Source organism: Nocardioides caeni, assembly GCF_004912195.1.
Taxonomy (GTDB): domain Bacteria; phylum Actinomycetota; class Actinomycetes; order Propionibacteriales; family Nocardioidaceae; genus Nocardioides; species Nocardioides caeni.
The window spans coordinates 314,356-333,713 of sequence record NZ_STGW01000003.1; the positions used below are offsets into that span (position 1 = coordinate 314,356).

Genomic DNA, 19,358 nt, shown 5'->3' on the forward strand with positions numbered 1-19,358 from the left:
GCCTCGCACCTCAACCACCGGCGGAGTCCTCGAGGTCTCCCTCGACCTCGAGGTAGGCCGCCTGCAGCGCGGCGAGGACCTCGGGGTCGGGCGACTCCCACAGCCCGCGGTCCTTCGCCTCGTGGAGCCGCTCGACGATGCTGCGCAGCGCCCACGGGTTCGACCTCCGCAGGAACTCCTGGTTCTCCTCGTCCAGCACGTAGGACTTCGCGAGCGACTCGTACATCCAGTCGTGCACGACCCCCGCAGTCGCGTCGAAGCCGAAGAGATAGTCAACGGTCGCGGCGAGCTCGAAGGCGCCCTTGTAGCCGTGCCGCTGCATCGCGCCGATCCAGCGCGGGTTCACGACGCGCGCCCGGAAGACCCGGTTGGTCTCCTCCTGCAGGGTCCGGGTGCGGACCGCGTCGGGCGTGGTCGAGTCGCCGACGTAGGCCTTCGGGTCGGAGCCGGTGAGCGCACGGATCGTGGCGACCATGCCGCCGTGGTACTGGAAGTAGTCGTCGCTGTCGGCGATGTCGTGCTCGCGGGTGTCGATGTTCTTCGCCGCGACCTTGATCCGCCGGTAGTTGGCGCGCATGTCGTCGGAGGCGGGGACGCCGTCGAGGTCGCGGCCGTAGGCGAACCCGCCCCACGCGGTGTAGACCTCGGCCAGGTCGGCGTCATCGCGCCAGCTGCCCGACTCGACCGCCTGCAGGATGCCGGCGCCGTAGGAGCCGGGCTTGGAGCCGAACACCCGGGTCCGGGCGCGACGCTCGTCGCCGTGCTCGGCGAGGTCGGCCTGTGCGTGGGCGCGGACGAAGTTCGACTCGGCCGGCTCGTCGAGGTCGACGACCATCCGCACCGCGTCGTCGAGCATCGCGACGACGTGCGGGAAGGCGTCGCGGAAGAAGCCTGAGATCCGGACCGTGACGTCGATGCGTGGGCGTCCCAGCTCCTCCAGCGGCACGACGGTCAGGGCATGCACCCGCTTGGAGGCCTCGTCCCACTCGGGTCGGACCCCGAGCAGCGCCAGCACCTCGGCGATGTCGTCGCCGGAGGTCCGCATGGCCGACGTCCCCCAGACGGAGAGGCCCACCGACTCGGGATAGGCGCCCTCCTCGTCGAGGTAGCGCTGGATCAGGGAGTCCGCCATGGCCTGTCCGGTCTCCCACGCCAGCCGCGACGGGACCGCACGCGGGTCGACGGTGTAGAAGTTGCGGCCGGTCGGCAGCACGTTGACCAGGCCGCGCAGCGGCGAGCCCGACGGGCCGGCCGGCACGTAGCCGCCCGCCAGCGCGTGCAGGGTGTGGTCGAGCTCGTCGGTCGTGCGGGCCAGCCGCGGGACCACCTCGGTGGCGGCGAAGGCCAGCACCTGTCGAACCTGTGGGTCGGCGTGCAGCTCGTCGATGCGGGCGAGGTCCCAGCCGGACTTCTCCATCGCCTCGACCAGCCCGCGGGCCTCGGCCTCCACCCGGTCGACCTCGGTCGTCGACGGGCCACCGTCGGTCGAGCTCGTCGAGACCAGGCCGAGCGCGGCGCGGAGGCCGGGCACCGCCTGCGCCGTACCGCCCCACACCTGCGCGGCGCGCAGGATCGCGAGGACCAGGTTGACCCGGGCCTCGCCCTCCGGGGCCTGACCGAGCACGTGCAGCCCGTCGCGGATCTGGGCGTCCTTGATCTCGCACAGCCAGCCGTCGACGTGCAGCAGGAAGTCGTCGAAGTCGTCGTCCTCCGGCCGCGCGTCGAGTCCGAGGTCGCGGTGCATCTCGGCGGCGTGCATGAGCTGCCAGATCTCGCCGCGGATGGCGGCCAGCTTGGCCGGGTCCATCGCGGAGATCTTGTCGTAGTCCTCCAGCAGGCCCTCGAGCCGCGCGATGTCCCCGTAGGCCTCGGCCCGCGCCATCGGAGGGATGAGGTGGTCGATGATCGTCGCGTGTGCGCGCCGCTTGGCCTGAGCGCCCTCGCCGGGATCGTTGACGAGGAACGGATAGATCAGCGGCATGCTGCCGATCGCCGCGTCGGTGGCGCAGGACGCCGACAAGGCGGCGTTCTTGCCCGGCAGCCACTCCATCGAGCCGTGCTTGCCGAGGTGCACCACCGCGTCGGCCCGAAAGGCGTGCTCCACCCACCGATAGGCCGCCAGGTAGTGGTGCGACGGCGCGAGATCGGGGTCGTGGTAGATCGCGACCGGGTTCTCCCCGAAGCCCCGCGGCGGCTGGATCAGCAGAACCACGTTGCCCGCCTGGATCGTGGCGAGCACGATCTCGCCCGCGTCGTTGACGAACAGCGATCCCGGCGACTCCCCCCACGCCTCGACCATCTCCTCGCGCAGCTCGGCGGGAAGGTCGGCGGTCCACGCGTCGTAGTCGGCCCTGGTGATCCGAACGTGCGCGTCGGTGAGCTGAGCGGAGGTCAGCCACTCCTCGTCCTGCCCGCCGGCCGCGATCAGCGCGTGGATCAGCGCATCACCAGCCTCGGTGTCGCCCTCGCTGGTTGAGGTGCGAGCGCCAGCGAGCCTCGAAACCTCCGAGCCGTCGAGGATCCGCGTCACCACGTTGTCCTGCCCGAGGTCGTAGCCAGCGTCCCGCAGCCGACGCAGCAGCCGGATCGTCGAGACCGGGGTGTCGAGGCCGACCGCGTTGCCGACCCGCGAGTGCTTGGTCGGATAGGCCGACAGCATCAGCGCGAGCTTCTTCTCCGCGTTCGGCACCCGCCGCAGCCGGGCGTAGTTGACCGCGAGACCGGCGACCCGGGCGCAGCGCTCCGCGTCCGCGACGTACGACGGCAGCGCGGCCGGGTCGCTCGGGTCGATCTCCTTGAAGGAGAAGGGCGCGGTGCTGATCCGCCCGTCGAACTCGGGGATCGCGACCTGGTTGGCGTAGTCCAGCGGCGTGACGCCGTCGTCGGACTCCTCCCACTCCGCGCGCGTGCTGGTGAGGCAGAGCCCCTGCAGGACGGGGATGTCGAGCGCCGCGATCCGCTCCACGTCCCAGGTCTCGTCGGCACCGCCCGCGCTGACGGCGGCCGGGGTCGATCCCCCGGCAGCCAGCACGGTGACCACCAGCGCATCCAGCTCGGCGAGCGCGGCGAACAGCTCGTCGGGCGCCGTGCGCAACGAGCCCGCGAAGACCGGCACCCCGACTGCCTCGCCCGTCGCGTCGATGGCGTCGCACAGCGCGTGGACGAAGTCGGTGTTGCCGCTGGCCTGGTGGGCGCGGTAGAAGAGCACCCCCACACGCGCCCGTCCGGTCGTCGAGGAGGTCGCCCCGCGACCGTCACGAGACGCGGCGACCTGCTGCCGGGACTGTGCGGCCGGCGTCCCAGCACCCCGGCCAGAGGTCTCGTGACGGCCGCGGGCGGCCACCTCGACCAACGGGTCGCGCTCGAGGATCCCCCACGCCGGGATGACCTCCGGCGCCTCGAAGCCCTCACCGGTCAGCAGGACGGTGTCGGAGAGGAAGGCGTGCAGCTGGGCGAGGTTCCGCGGCCCACCCTCGGCGAGGTAGCGGTGCGCCTCGGCGGCGATGCCGACGGGGACCGTCGAGGCCTCCATCAGCTCCGCGCTCGGCGTCAGCTCCCCGCCGAGCACGACGAGCGGGCGGCCGGCGCCGCGCAGCGTGGCCAGCTCGGCGTCGTACTGCTGCGGCGAGCCGAGGAGCCGGACCACGACGAGGTCACAGGTCTCCACCAGCGTCGCGAGTGCCGCCGTGTCGCTGCGGGCGGGATTCGCCCATCGGTAGTCGGCGCCACTGGCACGTGCCGAGAGCAGATCGGTGTCAGACGTGGACAGCAGTGCAAGGCGCACGGTTCCTCCTCGGGGTTCTCGCCCCTCGACGGCAGGTGTCGTCCGCGGCCAGTGTCTGGCTTCCCGCATCAGCTGGCTGATGCAGATCACAGTGGCGGAACCGCCCCGGTCTCACACCGGGTTCCTGATCCGCGGACCTTGTGGCCGCCACTCTACGGTGGAGTCATGGATGCGCAGCAGGCGGCCACGAGCAACGGGCCCGAGGGTCTGGAGTTCTCGGTCCACGGCCACCCCAACGCCGACACCCTGCTGCTGTGGCACCCCGACGCCCGGACCGACCCGGAGGGCGTCGCCCGGCTGGCCAGTCGCATCGCCGGGCGCAGCAACCTGCGCGTCGTCCTCCCCCGGTGGAGCGACGGCCGCGACCTCCTGCGCTCGGTGCGCTTCGCCCGTGAGTCCTCGGTGCATCCGCCGGACGCCCTCTCGGTCGTCGGCTACGGCGAGGCCGGCATCGCCGCGCTCAGCCTCGCGCTCAACCAGCGTCGCCTCGGCATCGGCCTGACCCGGGTGACCTGCGTCGACGGCGGGGCCGATCTCGCCGACCCGATCAGCGGGCAGCCGCTGAACGACCCGACCCCGACCCCTGTCCCGACCGAGGTCGACGTCGTCGAGGCCGCCGATCCGGCGTGGGCGTCGGCAACCGTCGAGGCGTGGTCGACGGCCGGGTGGACGGCGTCCCTCATCCCGGCCGATCAGTTCACCTGGCGGCTCGACACCACCTGATCGCACGCCCGGGTCGATGTGAGGATCGCGCGCATTCTTAGCGAAAACGCTAACCTGCGCCCATGCCCACGATGGACGACCGCCCGCCGCGCGGCACCGACCTGCGCGGGCTGCGCCAGCGTGCGGGCCTGACCCAGGCCGAGATGGCCGGCCGTCTGGGGATCGCAGCGAGCGTGCTCAGCGCCTACGAGAAGGGCCGCCGTGAGCCGCGGGTCGACATCTTCTTCAAGGCCGTCGAGGTCGCGGGCTTCCACGTCGACTACGTCGCGAAGACACAGCACCGGCCGCGGCTGTGGACGGTGCCGAACGCTCAGGAGAAGGCCCAGGTCCTCCTGCTGGTGTGCGCCACCGCCCAGGCGCTTCCCCAGCGCGATCGCGGACCGCTGCTGTTCCCGCCGTTCCGGACGCTCACCGAGGCGGCGAGCACCGGATGATCCCCGAAGACCCACTCGTCGTTCCCCGCCGCTGTGTCGCACTGGTGCTGGGTTGGGAGGACGTGGGCATCCGCGCCACCGTCGGCGGAGCCCTGGCCTTGGGTTATCACGTCCATGAGCCACGAGCCACCCGCGACATCGACCTCAACGTCGCCTTGGACAAGTCGGCGGCTCTCCCCGCTCTTCGGACGCTTCCCGAGGGCCCACAGTGGGACGAGGAGGACCTGGCCGCGATCGAGCGAGACGGTCAGGTCCGGCTCTGGTGGCCAGTCCCCGGGCAACAGCGGATGCCCCTCGACCTGTTCTTCGCCGAGCACCAGTTCCACCGGGTCGCGACCGACCGCGCCCTGTGGGTGCCGATGCTGGACGCCGAGGTGCCGATCCTGTCGGCCACCGACCTGACCGTGTTCAAGGCACTGTTCGACCGCCCCAAGGACTGGGTCGACATCGGCGAGATGGTGTCCTACGGCCCGCCCAGTCTCGACCTGGAGAACGCCGCGCACTGGGTCTCTGCGATCGTCGGCGACAGCGACGTCCGGGTCGCGCGGCTACGCGACCTCGCCGAGCATCCCCCGGAGCCCCCGGCTCAGTTCACCTGGCGCGATCTCCCCTCCCAGTAGGGCGCGCGCAGCTTGAACTTCTGCAGCTTGCCGGTCGCCGTGCGGGCCAGCTCGTCGCGGAACTCGACGGACGTCGGCGACTTGTAGCCGGCGAGGCGGTCCTTGCACCAGCGGATCAGCTCCGCCTCCATCTCCGGGCCCGCCTGAGCGTCCCCGGCCAGCACCACGAGTGCCTTGATGGTCTCGCCCCACTTCTCACTGGGGACGCCGATCACGGCGACCTCCGCGACCGCGGGGTGGGAGAACAGGGTGTCCTCGACCTCGATCGAGGTGACGTTCTCGCCGCCGGTGATGATGACGTCCTTCTTGCGGTCCGCGATCGTCAGATAGCCGTCATCGCCGAGGAAGCCGCCGTCACCGGTGTGGAACCAGTCGCCGGCGAGCGCCGCGGCCGACTCCTCCGGCTGCTCCCAGTAGCCCTCGAGGACGACGTTGGAGCGGGCCAGCACCTCACCAGCGCCCTCGCCCTGAGCATCGGACTCGTCGATGCGCAGGCTGACGCCGAGGGCGGGAGCGCCGGCGCGGGTCAGCTTCGCGGCGCGCTCCTCGGCCGGCAGGTCGTCCCACTCGGCGCGGCTGCGGTTGAAGGTCAGCAGGGGCGAGGTCTCGGTGAGGCCGTAGATCTGGATGAACTCCCAGCCGAGCTCCTCCTGCACCCGGATGACGGTCTTCGTCGGCGGCGGGGCGCCGGCCATGATGATCCGCACCCGGTCCCGTCCGGGGATCTCGCCCTCCCAGGTCTGTGCGGCCTCGAGCACCGCGGCCGCGACCGCCGGCGCCGCACACATGACGGTCACGCCGTGGTCGCGCACGCGGCGCAGGATCTCGGCGCCGTCGACCTTGCGCAGGATCACGTGCCGGGCGCCGACCCCGGTCATCGCGAAGGGCATCCCCCAGCCGTTGGCGTGGAACTGCGGCAGGGTGTGGAGGTAGACGTCACGGTCGCCGATCTGGGCGTGCAGGCCGAACGTGACGGCGTTGGTCCAGATGTTGCGGTGCGTGATCTGGACGCCCTTGGGCCGGGCCGTGGTGCCCGACGTGTAGTTGATCGTCGCGGTCGCGGACTCGTCGTGCTCCCACGGCTGCGGCTCGGTCCCCGGCGCGGCGTAGAGCGCGTCGTCGTCGCCGAGCACGAACTTCAGCTCGCAGGTCACCCCGGCGAGCGACTCCTCGAGCTCCGGGTCGACGTAGAGCACGCGCGCGCCGGAGTGGTCGACGATGTATTGCACCTCGTCGGGGCTGAGTCGGAAATTGACCGGCACGAGCACCCGCCCCCAGCCGCTCACCCCGTAGAACGAGGTCAGCAGCCGGGCACTGTTGTGGCTGACGACCGCCACCCGCTCACCGACCCCGATCCCCAGCTCGTCCAGCCGGGCCGCCTGGCGCCGGGCCAGCTCGCCCATCCGCGCATAGCTCAGCTCGCCCAGGTCGCTCGCCGGCTGGTCGGGCTCGTCCACCACACCGACCCGGTCGCCATAGACCGCGACGGCACGGTCGAGGAAGTCGTTGACGCTGAACGGCACGAACATGGGCAGCCTCCACTGACGCTTCGGGGTGTGACGGCTGCCACTGTAGGCGCGTGACGTTGCCGCAGGGTTGCCCGACGCGATCACCGGCGGCGAACGGGGCGATCGGTGCGGCGGACGGTCGATGAGAGCTCTCTCATCGACCTCTCATCCGCTGCCCACCGTGGGGCAGGATGATCGCGGTCGATGACCGGACGCGTACGACGAGAGGAGGGCTGGTGACACCGTTGTGGAAGGTGGTCGCGCCGGTGGCCGCGCTCGTCCTCCTGGCCGCGGTCCTCGCCATCGCCCTGGTGACCGCGGGCGCCGACGAGCCGCCCTCGCGCCGCCCGATCGAGCTCTCGCCCGCCTCGACGTCACCGTCCGACGCGACGACACCACCCGCCTCCCCGACCGGGCCCGCGACGCCGCGGACGACGCCCGCCCGGCCCTCCGGGAGCGTCTCGGTCGTGCCACCACGGCCCCGTGTGGACGACGACGACGACGATGACGACGACGATGACGACGACGACGATGACGATGACGACTGAGTCGGCCCAGCGGCACCCGCCCCGCTCGGGCTTCTCCGTTCGGACCCGCATCGCCGCCGCGGTCGCGCTGCTCGTGACCGCCGCGCTCGCAGGCGCCGGCGCCATCGTCCACCTGGTCGAGTCACAGAAGATCCTGGACTCCGTCCAGCGCGAGGTGGAGCAGGAGCTCGACGAGTTCGTCCGGCTCGAGGAGTCGGGCGACTTCACCTCCATCCCCGCGCTCCTCGAAGGGTTCCTGCTCCGCAACGTCCCCGACGACGACGAGCTCCTCGTCGGCTGGGTCGACGGCAAGCCGATCGCCCAGTTCCCCGAGGATCCCCTCGTGGACGACGCGGACTTCCTGGCCGCGGCCGCGCCGTTGGCCCGCGACGGCGGCTCGACGTACCTGCACACCGCGGGTGGCGAGGTCCGGATCACGAGCCAACCCGTCAGGCAGGGACCGACCTCCGGCGCGTTGCTCGTCATCAGCTATCTGGACGAGGACCGCGGCGAGCTGCACAGCACGATGCGGACCTACACCGTGGTCGCGGTCCTGGCTGCCGTGCTCGTCACGGCGGTCTCGGCCTGGGTGTCCGGGCGCCTGCTGCGACCGCTGCGCACCCTGCGGTTGACGACGGAGAACATCAGCGCGACCGACCTGTCCCGCCGGCTCCCCGAGCGCGGCAACGACGACATCACCGCGCTGACCCGCACCGTCAACGGGATGCTGGACCGCCTCGACGCCGCCTTCGCCGGCCAGCGCCAGTTCCTCGACGACGCCGGCCACGAGCTCCGGACCCCCTTGACCGTCCTGCGCGGCCACCTCGAGCTGCTCGACACCGCCGCGCCGGACGAGGTCGCCGAGACCCGGACGCTGCTGATCGACGAGGTCGACCGGATGGCCCGCCTGGTCGGCGACCTGATCCTCCTCGCCAAGAGCGACCGCCCCGACTTCCTCGCCCCGACCGAGGCGGACCCGTCCGCACTACTGGCGTCGGTCGTGACCAAGGCCCGGGCGCTCGGCGCCCGCGACTGGGTGCTCGACCTCTCGGCCGACACCCTGCCCGACGAGCTGGTCCTCGACGCGCAGCGGCTGACGCAGGCGCTGCTCGCTCTCGCCGACAACGCGGTGAAGCACACCCGCGACGGCCAGCGGATCGCCGTCGGTGCCCGCGTGCTCGGCACCACGCTGCGCTGCTGGGTCCACGACAGTGGGCCGGGAGTGGCACCGGCCGACCGGGACCGCATCTTCCGCCGCTTCGAGCGCGCCGACCTCAGCGCGCACGACGAGGGCTTCGGCCTCGGGCTGTCGATCGTCGACGCGATCAGCCAGGCCCACGGCGGCCGGGCGTACGTCGACGGGCCGGTCGAGGGGGGCGCCCGCTTCGTGATCGAGATCCCCGTCGTGCAGCCCCAGCCCACGCCGACACCGACACCGACACCGACTCGACAGGACCACCGATGGCCCGCATCCTGATCGTCGAGGACGAGGACCGCATCGCCGCCTTCGTCGCCAAGGGCCTGCGCGCCGAGGGTCACCAGACCACGGTCGCGTCGGACGGTCCGTCTGGACTCGACCACGCGCTGTCGGGCGAGTTCGACCTGCTGGTCCTCGACATCGGCCTGCCCGGCCTGGACGGTTTCGAGGTGCTCGACCAGATGCGGGCGCAGGGCTCACGGATGCCGGTCATCGTACTGACGGCACGTGACTCGGTCACCGACACGGTGGCTGCGCTCGAGGGCGGCGCCGACGACTACATGGCCAAGCCCTTCCGCTTCGCCGAGCTCAACGCCCGCGTCAAGCTGCGCCTGCGCCAACTGACGAGCGGCGCCGACGCGAGCCAGGACCGGCTGGACCGCCTCGACGCCGGCGGCGTCGTCCTCGATCTGCGGACGCGACGCGCGACGGTGGCCGGCCGCGAGGTCGAGCTGTCGGCCCGCGAGTTCGCGCTGACCGAGATCTTCCTGCGCAACGCCGGCCAGGTGCTCTCGCGCGAGCAGCTGCTCGACCACGTCTGGGGCCTGGACTTCGACCCGGGATCCAATGTCGTCGACGTCTACGTCGGCTACCTGCGCCGCAAGCTCGGGGCGGAGCGGATCGCCACCGTCCGCGGGATGGGCTACCGCCTCGAGCGCTGACCGACCCGGTGGCCGAGGAGCTCCGGCGAGGAACGGCGGGCCCTGGTGGTCGAGGAGCCCCGCGAGGAACGAGCGGGGCGTCACGAGACCCTCAGGACTTCCAGGTCAGCTTCGGCGCGGGCAGTGCCGCGACCTCCGGCTCCAGCGCGTCGGCGACCTCGTGCGGCAGCGGCCGATCGGCCGGGTCGGGCTCGAGCATCGCGTGGACGAGCTTCTGCACCGTGGGTGGGACGTCGCCCGGCAGCTCCGCGGGCGCTTCCAGCAGCTGCGGGAAACGCTGCGCCGGCTCGGCGGCAGAGGGGTCGCCGTCACGGAAGGGCCGGTGGCCGGCGATCGCGTGGAAGAGAGTCGTGCCGAGGCCCCAGACGTCGGCGGCGTACCCCGGGACGCCGTAGGGACCCGGACAGGCCTGCTCGGGCGCCATGTAGGCGTCAGTGCCGATCGTCCCGGTGAGCGCGGCGGCCTTGGCCTCGGGGCGCGCGACCGAGAGGTCGATCAGGCGGGCCGGCGAGCCCATGATGACGTTGCTCGGCTTGATGTCGAGGTGGCAGACGTCGACCCGCCTGAAGAAGTGGAGCGCCGAGGCGACGTCGATCGCGAGCGGCAGATACTGCTCGGGCGCCAGGCGCCGGTGGCGCCGAATGAGTCGCGACAGGCTGGGGCCCTCGACGTGCTCGAGCACCAGGTGCGGCCGCGGTCCGGCGGCGTCGTGCCGCAGCCCACGGATGGTGACCGGGTGGTGGGCGACGTCGAGCGCCCGCGCCTCGCGCTCCATGCTCCGCACGGTGTGCTCGTCGTCGACGTCGTCGGGGCGGACCACCTTGACCACGACAGGTCCGTAGGTGATCTCGTCGAATGCCAGCCACGCCTCGTACGCCGACCCACCCCCGAGCTGCCGCATCGCGGTCAGCTCGGGGGTGATCGCGTCGCCCTCGGCGAAGCCCCACGTGGACAGGACCACGTCAGCGCCGTCGGAGCGAGGATCCACGGCGGTCATCAGCGGCGGGTGTTGTTCCGGCTGCGGTCGTTGGTCCGGTTGACGGACCAGTCCCGGTTGTGACGCCCCGGACCGTCGTCGGTCCAGTCGCGGACGGCGCGGCCCGAGCGGCTGTTGTCGCGACCGCTCCGGGCGCCGGTGCGGGACCGGTCACCGCGGGTGTTCCGCGACGCCCGGCTGCGGGTGTCGGTGTTGCGGCTCGCGGTGTCGCGCGCGCGGACGTCACGGTCGGTGACGTCGTCATCGTCGTCGTCGCTGACGAGCACGATGTCAGGGGTGTCCTCGTCGCGCTTGACGACCAGGTCGCTGGCGGCGGTGCTGCTGGTCGGCCACGCGAGCAGGCTGACGGCCAGTCCGGCGCCGAGCAGGCCCACCACCCCGGTGCCGGCCGCCACGATCGGCTTCTTCGACATGTCGTTCTCCTTCTTCCGTTGCGATCGCCGGCTGGTGCGCCGACACGGAGAACGTTCGTGGACCGCGGTGAGGCTGCCATGAGGCGGCGATGAGAGCCCTCTCATGCCGTGCGCCCCGGTCCGACCTGAGCGACCGGGAAAGAGGCCGGGCATAGGGTGCGGCCATGTACCTGGAGCTGGTGAGCGACCGCCGACAGCGTCGTCGGCGCCGCATCCTGCTGACCTGGCTGGCCGCTGCGGGCACGTGCGGCTACCTGCTGCCGTGGGCGGTGGCCACCACACGAGGCAAGGCCGGGGCCGATGTCCTCGGACTGGCCAACCTGGTGCTTGGGTGGACGGTCGTCGGTTGGCTGGTCGTCTTCGTCCTCGCCTGCCGCCGCCACGGCATCGCCGGCCTCAGGGTCACCGGGCTCGGTTGAGTCGAGGCGGTCAGGCCGACAGCCGACGATCCAGGTCGATCTCGATGCCCGCGACGGAGGCGGCGCCCAGGATCTGCCCGCACGCTGCCTCGGCCAGGAATCGGCTGAGCGCCGTCGGGCTGCTGCGGACGGCCGGGTCCGCGACCAGCCAGCCGTTGACGGCGCTGTCGATCATGCCAACCAGACCGTTGGCGAGGTCGGCGACCAGGCCGCGCGGCACCTTCCGGGGAGCCATCTGCGGAGCGAGGTAGGCGTCGATGAGCTCCATCGCCCGCCGCGCGAACCCGGCCTTGCCGCCGATCATCGCGGCAGATCCGCGCTCGGGATGGCTGGACGAGCCGGCGCCGAGGAAGCGGTGCAGCTCGGCGTGGGCCTGGACCCAGGCGACGTACGTCGCGACCACCCGCCGCACGCCCGTGCGGACCGTGCCGCGCAGCTCCAGTGTCGGCGCCAGCTCGGCGACCATCCCCGCGACGATCCGCTGGCGGATCTGCTCGTCGAGGTCCTCCCGGTCCTTGAAGAGGCGATAGACGACCGAGCGGGGCACCTGGGCCTCTGCCGCGATCGCGGCCACGCCGGCATCACCGTTGCCGGCATCGATCATCGCGATCGCCGTCGTCAGGATCCGTTCGTGCCGTCCCTGCCGGTGGTCGTCCCAGCGGGCGTCGCGACCGTCGACCTTCGATTCGTCGATGGCTGCCTGTCCCATGGACGACGACTCTAGAGGAGAAGGTCTTGACTGGACAGCCTGTCCAGCCTACTTTTTCCGGACACGCTGTCCAAGGAAAGGGCTGGCTCAATGAGCAGCAACAAGGTGTACGTCGTCGGCGTCGGCATGACGAAGTTCGAGAAGCCGGGCGCCCGCGATTGGGACTACCCCGACATGGCTCGCGAGGCGGGCACGAAGGCGCTGGAGGACGCGGGCCTGGACTACCGCGAGATCCAGCAGGCCTACGTCGGCTACGTCTACGGCGAGTCGACCGCCGGCCAGCGTGCCGTCTACGAGCTGGGCATGACCGGCCTGCCGGTCGTCAACGTCAACAACAACTGCTCGACCGGCTCCACCGCCCTCTACCTCGCCACCCAGGCGATCCGTGGCGGCCTCGCCGAGTGCACGCTCGCGCTCGGCTTCGAGAAGATGCAGCCCGGCTCGCTCGGCTCGACGTACGACGACCGCGAGCAGCCGATGATGAAGCACCTGCTGGCCCTGGCCGAGCTCCAGGAGTTCGCGATGCCGCCGGCGCCCTACATGTTCGGCGCGGCGGGCAAGGAGCACCAGGAGCGCTACGGCACGACCAATGAGCAGTTCGCCAAGGTCGGCGTGAAGAACCACCGGCACTCGGTCAACAACCCTTATGCGCAGTTCCAGGACGTCTACACGCTGGAGGAGGTGCTGGCGTCGCGGCAGGTCTACGGACCGCTGACCAAGCTCCAGTGCTCCCCCACCTCAGACGGCTCCGGCGCGGTCATCCTCGCCAGCGAGGCGTTCGTCGACCAGCACGGCCTCGGCGACCAGGCGGTCGAGATCGTCGGACAGTCGATGGTCACCGACATGCAGAGCACCTTCGACGACAAGTCGGCGCAGTCGCTGGTCGGCAAGGAGATGACGCGCAAGGCGGCTCGCGACGTCTACGAGCAGGCCGGCATCGGTCCCGACGACATCGACGTCATCGAGCTGCACGACTGCTTCTCCGCCAACGAGCTGCTGACCTACGAGGCGCTCGGCCTGTGCGGCGAGGGCGAGGCCGGCAAGCTCATCGACAACGACGACACGACCTACGGCGGCCGCTGGGTCGTCAACCCCTCCGGCGGCCTGATCTCCAAGGGTCACCCCCTCGGCGCCACCGGTCTCGCGCAGTGCAGTGAGCTCACCTGGCAGCTGCGCGGCACCGCCGACGCCCGCCAGGTCGAGTCCGCCGCCGGCAGCAACGGCGTGGCCCTGCAGCACAACATCGGTCTCGGCGGGGCCGTCGTCGTGACGGCGTACAAGAAGCCCTGACTCACCTCCACCCACCGCAATCACAGAGAGAACACACACCATGGCAAGCGTCTCCGTCTCCCAGCCCCTCCCCGTCGGCACCGATGCCGCCTACGCCGCGCTGGCGGACCTGGCCGGCTACGAGAAGTGGCTGACCATCCACCAGAGCTGGAAGTCCGAGCTCCCCACGCCGGAGGAGATCAAGGTCGGCACCCAGATCACGGAGGTCGTGTCCGTGATGGGGATGGCCAACAAGATCGAGTGGACCGTCACCGAGTCCAACGCCCCCACCTCGATGACCATCGAGGGCACCGGCATGGCCGGGGTCAAGGTGAAGTTCTCGATGGGCGTGACCGGCAGCGACACCGCGTCGGTGGCGACCATCGACGCCGAGTTCAACGGCACCATGATCGTCGGCCCGATCGGCAAGGCCGTCGCCAAGAACACCCAGTCCGACCTCAAGGCCTCGCTGGCCAAGCTGTCCGAGCTGGTCTCCGCCTGATGGGCACGGCGGTGACCTTCGAGGACGCGGGCCTCGGGCAGTGGACGGAGGATCAGGTCTTCGAGGTCACCGCCGAGGGCATCGCGGCGTACGCCGAGGCGACCAACGACCCGATCGAGGCGCACCGCAAGGGTGAGATCGCCCCGCCGGTGTTCGCGGTCGTTCCCACCTTCTTCTCGATGGCCCCCGCGGCCCTCGAGGTGGCGCCGGTCGACCTGCTGATGAAGCTCGTCCACGGCGAGCAGGACTTCCACTTCCACCGGGCGATCCGTCCGGGCGACATGCTCACCTGCCGCGCCCGCGCCACCGGCTACGCCGCGCTCAGCACCGGCTCGACCGTGGTGGTCCACGCCGAGACCAGGGACCAGCACGGCGAGCTGGTCAACGAGCAGTGGATCACCGCGTTCTTCCGTGGGGTCGACGCCGGCAGGAGCGTCGGCGATCTCGCCCCCGGGCACGCCCTCGACGCAGCCGTCACGGCGGCGGCCCCGGTCGCCGAGGTGACCCAGCACGTCGACGAGGACCAGACCTTCCGCTACTCCCCCGCCTCCGGGGACCCGATGCCGATCCACCTCGACGAGGAGATCGCGCGGATGTCCGGACTGCCCGGGATCATCAACCACGGTCTGTGCACGATGGCGTTCACCTCGTGGGCCGCCCTCGAGCAGTACGCCGAAGGCGACGTCACGCGCCTGAAGCGGCTCGCCGTCCGCTTCGCCAAGCCGGTGCTGCCCGGCCAGGACATCACCACCCGCTTCTGGGACCTGGCCGATGCCACCACCGAGGGCCGTGCTGTCGGATTCGAGACCTCGGTCGGCGACGACCTCGTCATCCGCGACGGGCTCGCCGTCTTCAGCAGCTGAGGGTTTCGAGGCTCGCTGCGCTCGCACCTCAACCACCGAAAGGAAACACGCATCATGGGAACTCTCGACGGACGCGTCGCCATCGTCACCGGAGCGGGCCGCGGCATCGGCCGCGAGCACGCGCTGCTGCTCGCCCGTGAGGGCGCGAAGGTGCTCGTCAACGACCTCGGCGGCGCCAACGACGGCTCCGGCTCCGACGCCGGGCCGGCGCAGGAGGTCGTGGAGGAGATCGTCGCTGCCGGCGGCACGGCCGTCTGGAACACCGACGACGTGGCCTCCTGGGAGGGTGCCGAGCGGATGGTGCAGCAGGCCGTCGAGCAGCTCGGGGGCCTCGACATCCTCGTGAACAACGCCGGCATCCTGCGCGACGTCTTCCTCCCGAACATGACCGAGGACCAGTGGGACGCGGTCATCACCGTCCACCTCAAGGGTCACGCGGCTCCGCTGCACCACGCCTCGGCGTACTGGAAGGCGCAGACGAAGGCCGGCGAGGAGGTCAACGCCTCCGTGATCAACACCGCGTCCGCCTCCGGCACGTTCATGCCCAACGCCGGCCAGGCCAACTACGGCGCCGCGAAGGCCGGCATCGCCGCCCTGACGCTGGTCGCCGCCGACGAGCTCGAGCGCTACGGCGTGCGGGTCAACGCGATCGCCCCGATCGCCCGCACCCGGCTCACCCTCGCCACGCCCGGCATGGGCGCGATCTTCGCCGCCGAGGTGCCCGAGGGAGAGTTCGACGCCTTCAGCCCGGCCAACATCTCCCCGCTGATCGCCCGGCTCGCTGCTGGCGACTGCAAGCTCACTGGCAAGGTCTTCGCGGTCCAGGGCGGTGTCATCCAGGAGCTCGCCGGCTGGCACGACGTCTCCGCCATCGAGTCCGAGGGTCCGTGGGAGATCGCCGACCTCGCCAACCGGCTCGGCTGAGCCCCACCGACCGGGAGAGTCCGATGCACGCATGGTCCGACATGGACGAGGCGATCCGCGAGGGCGTCCGCGACTGGATCGAGAAGCACTTCGAGCCGGTCCGGGACGAGATCGAGTCGGGCGAGGTCGCGCCCTACGACCTGGCCCGTCGGTTCTTCGCCGACTTCGGCGCCACCGACATGGCGCGCGACGCGGTCCGCAAGCTGCTCGCCTCCGAGCGTCGCAAGGCCGAGGCGCGCGCGGCCGGTGAGCCACGTCCGGCGAGGAAGGAGCGCTCCGACGAGCCCGACCCCATGCTCGACATGCTGAGCATGGGCGCGGTCGTCGGCTCCGAGCTGGCCGGTGTCTCGCTCGGCACGATGGTGTCGCTCGGGGTGTCGATCGGCCTGGGCGCGGCGACCATCCAGCAGTTGGGCACGCTGGAGCAGAAGGAGAAGTACGTCGAGCGGATCGTCACGCTCGAGCACATCGCGGCGTGGTCGATCACCGAGCCCGACTCCGGCTCCGACGCCTTCGGCGGCATGAAGACGACCGTGCGCCGCGACGGTGACGGATTCGTCCTGACCGGCTCCAAGACCTTCGCGACCAACGGTCCGGACGCCGACGTGGCCGTGGTCTACGCCAAGCTCGACGAGGGTGACGGCACGCCGATCCGTGATCGGCAGGTGCTCGCCTTCATCCTCGAGAAGGGCGACCCGGGCTTCACCCAGGGCAAGCCGTTCAAGAAGATGGGCCTGATGTCCTCGCGGACCGGCGAGCTGTTCTTCGACGACGTACGCCTCGGCATGGACCGCCTCCTCGGCGGGGAGAAGGCGCTCGACCGCAGCGACCGGGCCAACGACGGCCGGGAGAGCGCCCGCTCCGGCTTCGTGATGGAGCGCGTCGCGTGTGCCATCGGCTCACTCGGCATCATCGAGGAGTGCCGGCGTCGCTCGATCGACTACGCGCGCAAGCGCGAGCTGTGGGGGCAGCCGATCGGTGACTTCCAGCTGATCCAGCTCAAGCTGGCGAAGATGGAGGTCGCGCGCCTCAACGTGCAGAACATGGTCTTCGTCGCGCTCGACGCGATCAGGGCCGGCAGGCTGCCCACGCTCGCCGAGGCCTCGGCGATGAAGCTCTACTCGACCGAGGCGGCCACCGACGTCGCCATGGAGGCGGTCCAGCTCTTCGGCGGCAACGGCTACATGGCCGAGTACCGCGTCGAGCAGCTCGCACGAGACGCCAAGTCGCTGATGATCTACGCCGGCAGCAACGAGATCCAGGTGACCCACGTCGCCAAGGGCCTCCTGGCCGGGAAGGGAGCCTGAGATGGCACGCCAGTCCTACGAGCTCGGCCTCGGCCTCACCGAGGAGCACGTCGACCTCGCCAATGCGGTCGCCGATCTCGCCCAGCGCATGATCACGCCCGACGTCGTCCGCAAGGACGTCGACGCAGTGGTCGGCGATCGGCTGCCGGCGTTCTGGTCGTCGCTGGTCGACTACGACCTGCTCGGGCTGCACGTCGACGAGGAGCACGGGGGTGCCGGCGGTGGCCTGCTCACCCTGGCCGTCGCGCTCGAGGCGCTGGGGCGTCACGCCGCTCCGGGCCCGTTCGTGCCCACGGTCCTCGCCTCCGCGCTGGTCCAGGCCGACGGCGGCAAGCCGGCGGTCGACCTTCTCCCCCGCCTCGTCGACGGTACGACGACCGCGGCCGTCGCGCTGGAGGCCTCCGGTGTGCCGGCGGCCGAGGAGTCCGGCGGCGCGCTGACGGTGAGCGGCACCTGGGAGGGCGTCACGAGCGCCGAGCAGGCCGACGTCCTGGTGCTGCCCGTCGAGCGTGGGGGCACCATCCGCTGGATCGTGACGACGTCCGACGCGGTCAGGGTCGAGGCCCAGGACAGCATCGACGTCGTCCGGCGCTCGGCGCGGGTCACCGCCGACGGCCTCGTCATCGACGGCGACCACCTACTGTCCTCGCTGGACGCCGACAGGGCCCGTTCGATCGCCGCCGTCGTGCTCGGCGCCGAGGCGACCGGCGTGATCGCCTGGGCGGTGGCGGCCGCGTCGGAGTACGCCAGGATCCGGGTGCAGTTCGGCCGCCCGATCGGGCAGTTCCAGGCCATCAAGCACAAGTGCGCCCGGATGGGTGTCGACCTCGAGCTGGCGCGCGCGGCCGTCTGGGACGCCGCTGCCGCAATCGACAAGGGCGACGACAACGCCGACTTCGCGGGCAGCGTCGCCGGCGCGCTGGTCCCCGACCTCGCGGTCCAGGTCACCCAGGACTGCATCCAGACCCATGGCGGCATCGGCTTCACCTGGGAGCACGACGCCCACCTCTACTACCGACGCGCGCTCGCGATCCGCGGCTTGGTCGGATCGCGTGAGGAGCGTGTCCTGCGGGTCGCCGACGCGGCTCTCTCCGGGGCGGGGCGGGCCATGGAGCTGGAGCTGCCGCCGGAGGCCGACGCCATCCGGGCGGAGGTCCGCGCCGAGCTCGACGCCATCAAGGTCATCGAGGACGAGGACGAGCGACTGATCGCCCTCGGCGACGGCGGCTGGGTGCTGCCGTACTTCCCGAAGCCCTACGGCCGCGCCGCCGGACCGCTGGAGCAGATCGTGATCGCCCAGGAGCTCAAGGCCGCGGGGATCCAGGTGCCGAGCCTGCTGATGGGCGTCTGGGCGCTGGCCTCGATCGTGGGCCACGGTTCGGCCGAGCTGGCCGACGAGCTCGCCCTGCCGACGCTGCGCGGCGACATCATGTGGTGCCAGCTGTTCTCCGAGCCGGGCGCCGGCTCGGACCTCGCCTCGCTGCAGACCAGGGCGACGAAGGTCGAGGGAGGCTGGCGGATCAACGGCCAGAAGATTTGGACCACCATGGCCCAGTTCTCCGACTGGGGCATCCTGATCGCCCGCACCAACCCCACCGCGCCCAAGCACGAGGGCATCACCTACTTCCTGCTCGACATGAGCAGCGAGGGCATCGACGTCCGCCCGCTGCGGGAGATGACCGGCTCGGCCCTGTTCAACGAGGTCTTCTTCGACGACGTCTTCATCCCCGACAGATACGTCGTCGGCGAGATCGACCACGGCTGGCAGGTCACCCGCACCGCGCTGGCCAGCGAGCGGGTCGCGCTCAGCGCGAAGATGGAGGCCTACGCCAACGACGGCGACCTGCTCCGCTTCGCCCGGGGTCGCGAGCTGTCGACGGTCGCGCGCCACCACCTCGGCGAGCTGATCGCGGAGAGCCAGGCGATCGACGTCCTCGGCGCTCGCGTCGTCCTCAAGCAGTTGATGGGCGCCGACACCTCGACCACGTCCAGCGCGGGCAAGCTGCTCGCGATGGGCATCAGCCAGAAGATCGCGGAGTACGTCGTCGCCGAGCTCGGCATCGCCGGATCCGTGGCCGTGCCCGGCGAGCGCAGTGACCACGCCATCGAGCAGCTGATCGCCGGCCGCGCCACCACCATCTACGGCGGCACGACCGAGGTGCAGCTCAACGTGATCGGCGAGCGGATGCTCGGCCTCCCGCGGGACGCGCAGTGAGCGGA

General features: G+C 71.2%; 18 protein-coding genes and 1 riboswitch. Of the genes, 13 read left to right on the forward strand and 5 right to left on the reverse strand.

Annotated features, from left to right (window positions below; all coding sequences use genetic code 11):
- Window positions 1-10: 10 nt before the first annotated feature.
- Window positions 11-3,784, reverse strand: a complete 3,774-nt coding sequence (gene cobN, locus E9934_RS07420; RefSeq protein ID WP_136562240.1) for a cobaltochelatase subunit CobN — start codon at window positions 3,782-3,784, stop codon at window positions 11-13.
- Window positions 3,785-3,814: 30 nt separating this feature from the next.
- Window positions 3,815-3,955, reverse strand: a riboswitch (cobalamin riboswitch).
- Between cobN and E9934_RS07425 the strand changes: the two genes are divergently transcribed.
- The 3 genes from E9934_RS07425 (at window position 3,950) to E9934_RS07435 (ending at window position 5,561) form a co-directional block, all read left to right on the forward strand.
- Window positions 3,950-4,507, forward strand: coding sequence for a hypothetical protein (locus E9934_RS07425; protein WP_136562241.1), 558 nt, complete (start codon window positions 3,950-3,952; stop codon window positions 4,505-4,507). (Overlaps the previous riboswitch by 6 nt.)
- Window positions 4,508-4,569: 62 nt before the next feature.
- Window positions 4,570-4,941, forward strand: a complete 372-nt coding sequence (locus E9934_RS07430; RefSeq protein WP_202977226.1) for a helix-turn-helix domain-containing protein — start codon at window positions 4,570-4,572, stop codon at window positions 4,939-4,941.
- Complete coding sequence (locus E9934_RS07435; protein ID WP_136562242.1) at window positions 4,938-5,561, forward strand: nucleotidyl transferase AbiEii/AbiGii toxin family protein; 624 nt, start codon at window positions 4,938-4,940, stop codon at window positions 5,559-5,561. The genes E9934_RS07430 and E9934_RS07435 overlap by 4 nt, the downstream gene beginning before the upstream one ends.
- Here the strand turns inward: E9934_RS07435 and E9934_RS07440 are convergent.
- Window positions 5,528-7,090 (reverse strand): AMP-binding protein, encoded by a 1,563-nt coding sequence (locus E9934_RS07440; protein ID WP_136562243.1) that lies wholly within the window; start codon window positions 7,088-7,090, stop codon window positions 5,528-5,530. The two genes, E9934_RS07435 and E9934_RS07440, sit on opposite strands and share 34 nt — an antisense overlap.
- A gap of 215 nt (window positions 7,091-7,305) precedes the next feature.
- Here E9934_RS07440 and E9934_RS19560 point away from each other — a divergent pair, with 215 nt between their 5' ends.
- The 3 genes from E9934_RS19560 to E9934_RS07450 are packed head-to-tail and all read left to right on the forward strand — an operon-like array spanning window position 7,306 to window position 9,735.
- On the forward strand, window positions 7,306-7,617 hold the full coding sequence (locus E9934_RS19560) for a hypothetical protein (protein WP_158294957.1): 312 nt from the start codon (window positions 7,306-7,308) through the stop codon (window positions 7,615-7,617).
- Window positions 7,607-9,073, forward strand: a complete 1,467-nt coding sequence (locus E9934_RS07445) for a sensor histidine kinase (protein WP_238694822.1) — start codon at window positions 7,607-7,609, stop codon at window positions 9,071-9,073. Before E9934_RS19560 ends, E9934_RS07445 begins: the two co-directional genes overlap by 11 nt.
- Window positions 9,058-9,735, forward strand: a complete 678-nt coding sequence (locus tag E9934_RS07450; RefSeq protein WP_136562245.1) for a response regulator transcription factor — start codon at window positions 9,058-9,060, stop codon at window positions 9,733-9,735. The genes E9934_RS07445 and E9934_RS07450 overlap by 16 nt, the downstream gene beginning before the upstream one ends.
- Window positions 9,736-9,826: 91 nt before the next feature.
- Here E9934_RS07450 and E9934_RS07455 read toward each other — a convergent pair whose 3' ends face one another.
- Together E9934_RS07455 and E9934_RS07460 are read right to left on the reverse strand one after the other, a co-directional pair.
- Window positions 9,827-10,732 (reverse strand): serine/threonine-protein kinase, encoded by a 906-nt coding sequence (locus E9934_RS07455; protein ID WP_136562246.1) that lies wholly within the window; start codon window positions 10,730-10,732, stop codon window positions 9,827-9,829.
- On the reverse strand, window positions 10,732-11,145 hold the full coding sequence (locus E9934_RS07460) for a hypothetical protein (RefSeq protein ID WP_136562247.1): 414 nt from the start codon (window positions 11,143-11,145) through the stop codon (window positions 10,732-10,734). The genes E9934_RS07455 and E9934_RS07460 overlap by 1 nt, the downstream gene beginning before the upstream one ends.
- Window positions 11,146-11,309: 164 nt before the next feature.
- Here E9934_RS07460 and E9934_RS07465 point away from each other — a divergent pair, with 164 nt between their 5' ends.
- A complete protein-coding gene (locus E9934_RS07465; RefSeq protein ID WP_136562248.1) occupies window positions 11,310-11,564 on the forward strand; it encodes a superinfection immunity protein in 255 nt (84 codons plus the stop codon).
- 10 nt (window positions 11,565-11,574) lie between these two features.
- Here the strand turns inward: E9934_RS07465 and E9934_RS07470 are convergent, their stop codons facing one another.
- Window positions 11,575-12,273 (reverse strand): TetR/AcrR family transcriptional regulator, encoded by a 699-nt coding sequence (locus E9934_RS07470; protein ID WP_136562249.1) that lies wholly within the window; start codon window positions 12,271-12,273, stop codon window positions 11,575-11,577.
- Window positions 12,274-12,363: 90 nt separating this feature from the next.
- Here E9934_RS07470 and E9934_RS07475 point away from each other — a divergent pair, with 90 nt between their 5' ends.
- The 6 genes from E9934_RS07475 to E9934_RS07500 are packed head-to-tail and all read left to right on the forward strand — an operon-like array spanning window position 12,364 to window position 19,353.
- Entirely contained in the window at window positions 12,364-13,563 is a 1,200-nt protein-coding gene (locus tag E9934_RS07475; RefSeq protein WP_136562250.1) for a lipid-transfer protein, read from the forward strand.
- Window positions 13,564-13,603: 40 nt separating this feature from the next.
- The gene (locus tag E9934_RS07480; protein WP_136562251.1) at window positions 13,604-14,044 is read left to right on the forward strand and encodes a type II toxin-antitoxin system Rv0910 family toxin; all 441 of its coding nucleotides are present in this window, start codon (window positions 13,604-13,606) and stop codon (window positions 14,042-14,044) included.
- Window positions 14,044-14,907, forward strand: a complete 864-nt coding sequence (locus E9934_RS07485) for a MaoC/PaaZ C-terminal domain-containing protein (protein WP_136562252.1) — start codon at window positions 14,044-14,046, stop codon at window positions 14,905-14,907. Before E9934_RS07480 ends, E9934_RS07485 begins: the two co-directional genes overlap by 1 nt.
- A 54-nt stretch (window positions 14,908-14,961) precedes the next feature.
- Window positions 14,962-15,831 (forward strand): SDR family oxidoreductase, encoded by an 870-nt coding sequence (locus tag E9934_RS07490; protein ID WP_136562253.1) that lies wholly within the window; start codon window positions 14,962-14,964, stop codon window positions 15,829-15,831.
- Between the two features lie 23 nt (window positions 15,832-15,854).
- On the forward strand, window positions 15,855-17,138 hold the full coding sequence (locus tag E9934_RS07495) for an acyl-CoA dehydrogenase family protein (RefSeq protein WP_136562254.1): 1,284 nt from the start codon (window positions 15,855-15,857) through the stop codon (window positions 17,136-17,138).
- A gap of 1 nt (window position 17,139) precedes the next feature.
- A complete protein-coding gene (locus tag E9934_RS07500) occupies window positions 17,140-19,353 on the forward strand; it encodes an acyl-CoA dehydrogenase family protein (RefSeq protein ID WP_136562255.1) in 2,214 nt (737 codons plus the stop codon).
- Window positions 19,354-19,358 lie beyond the last annotated feature (5 nt).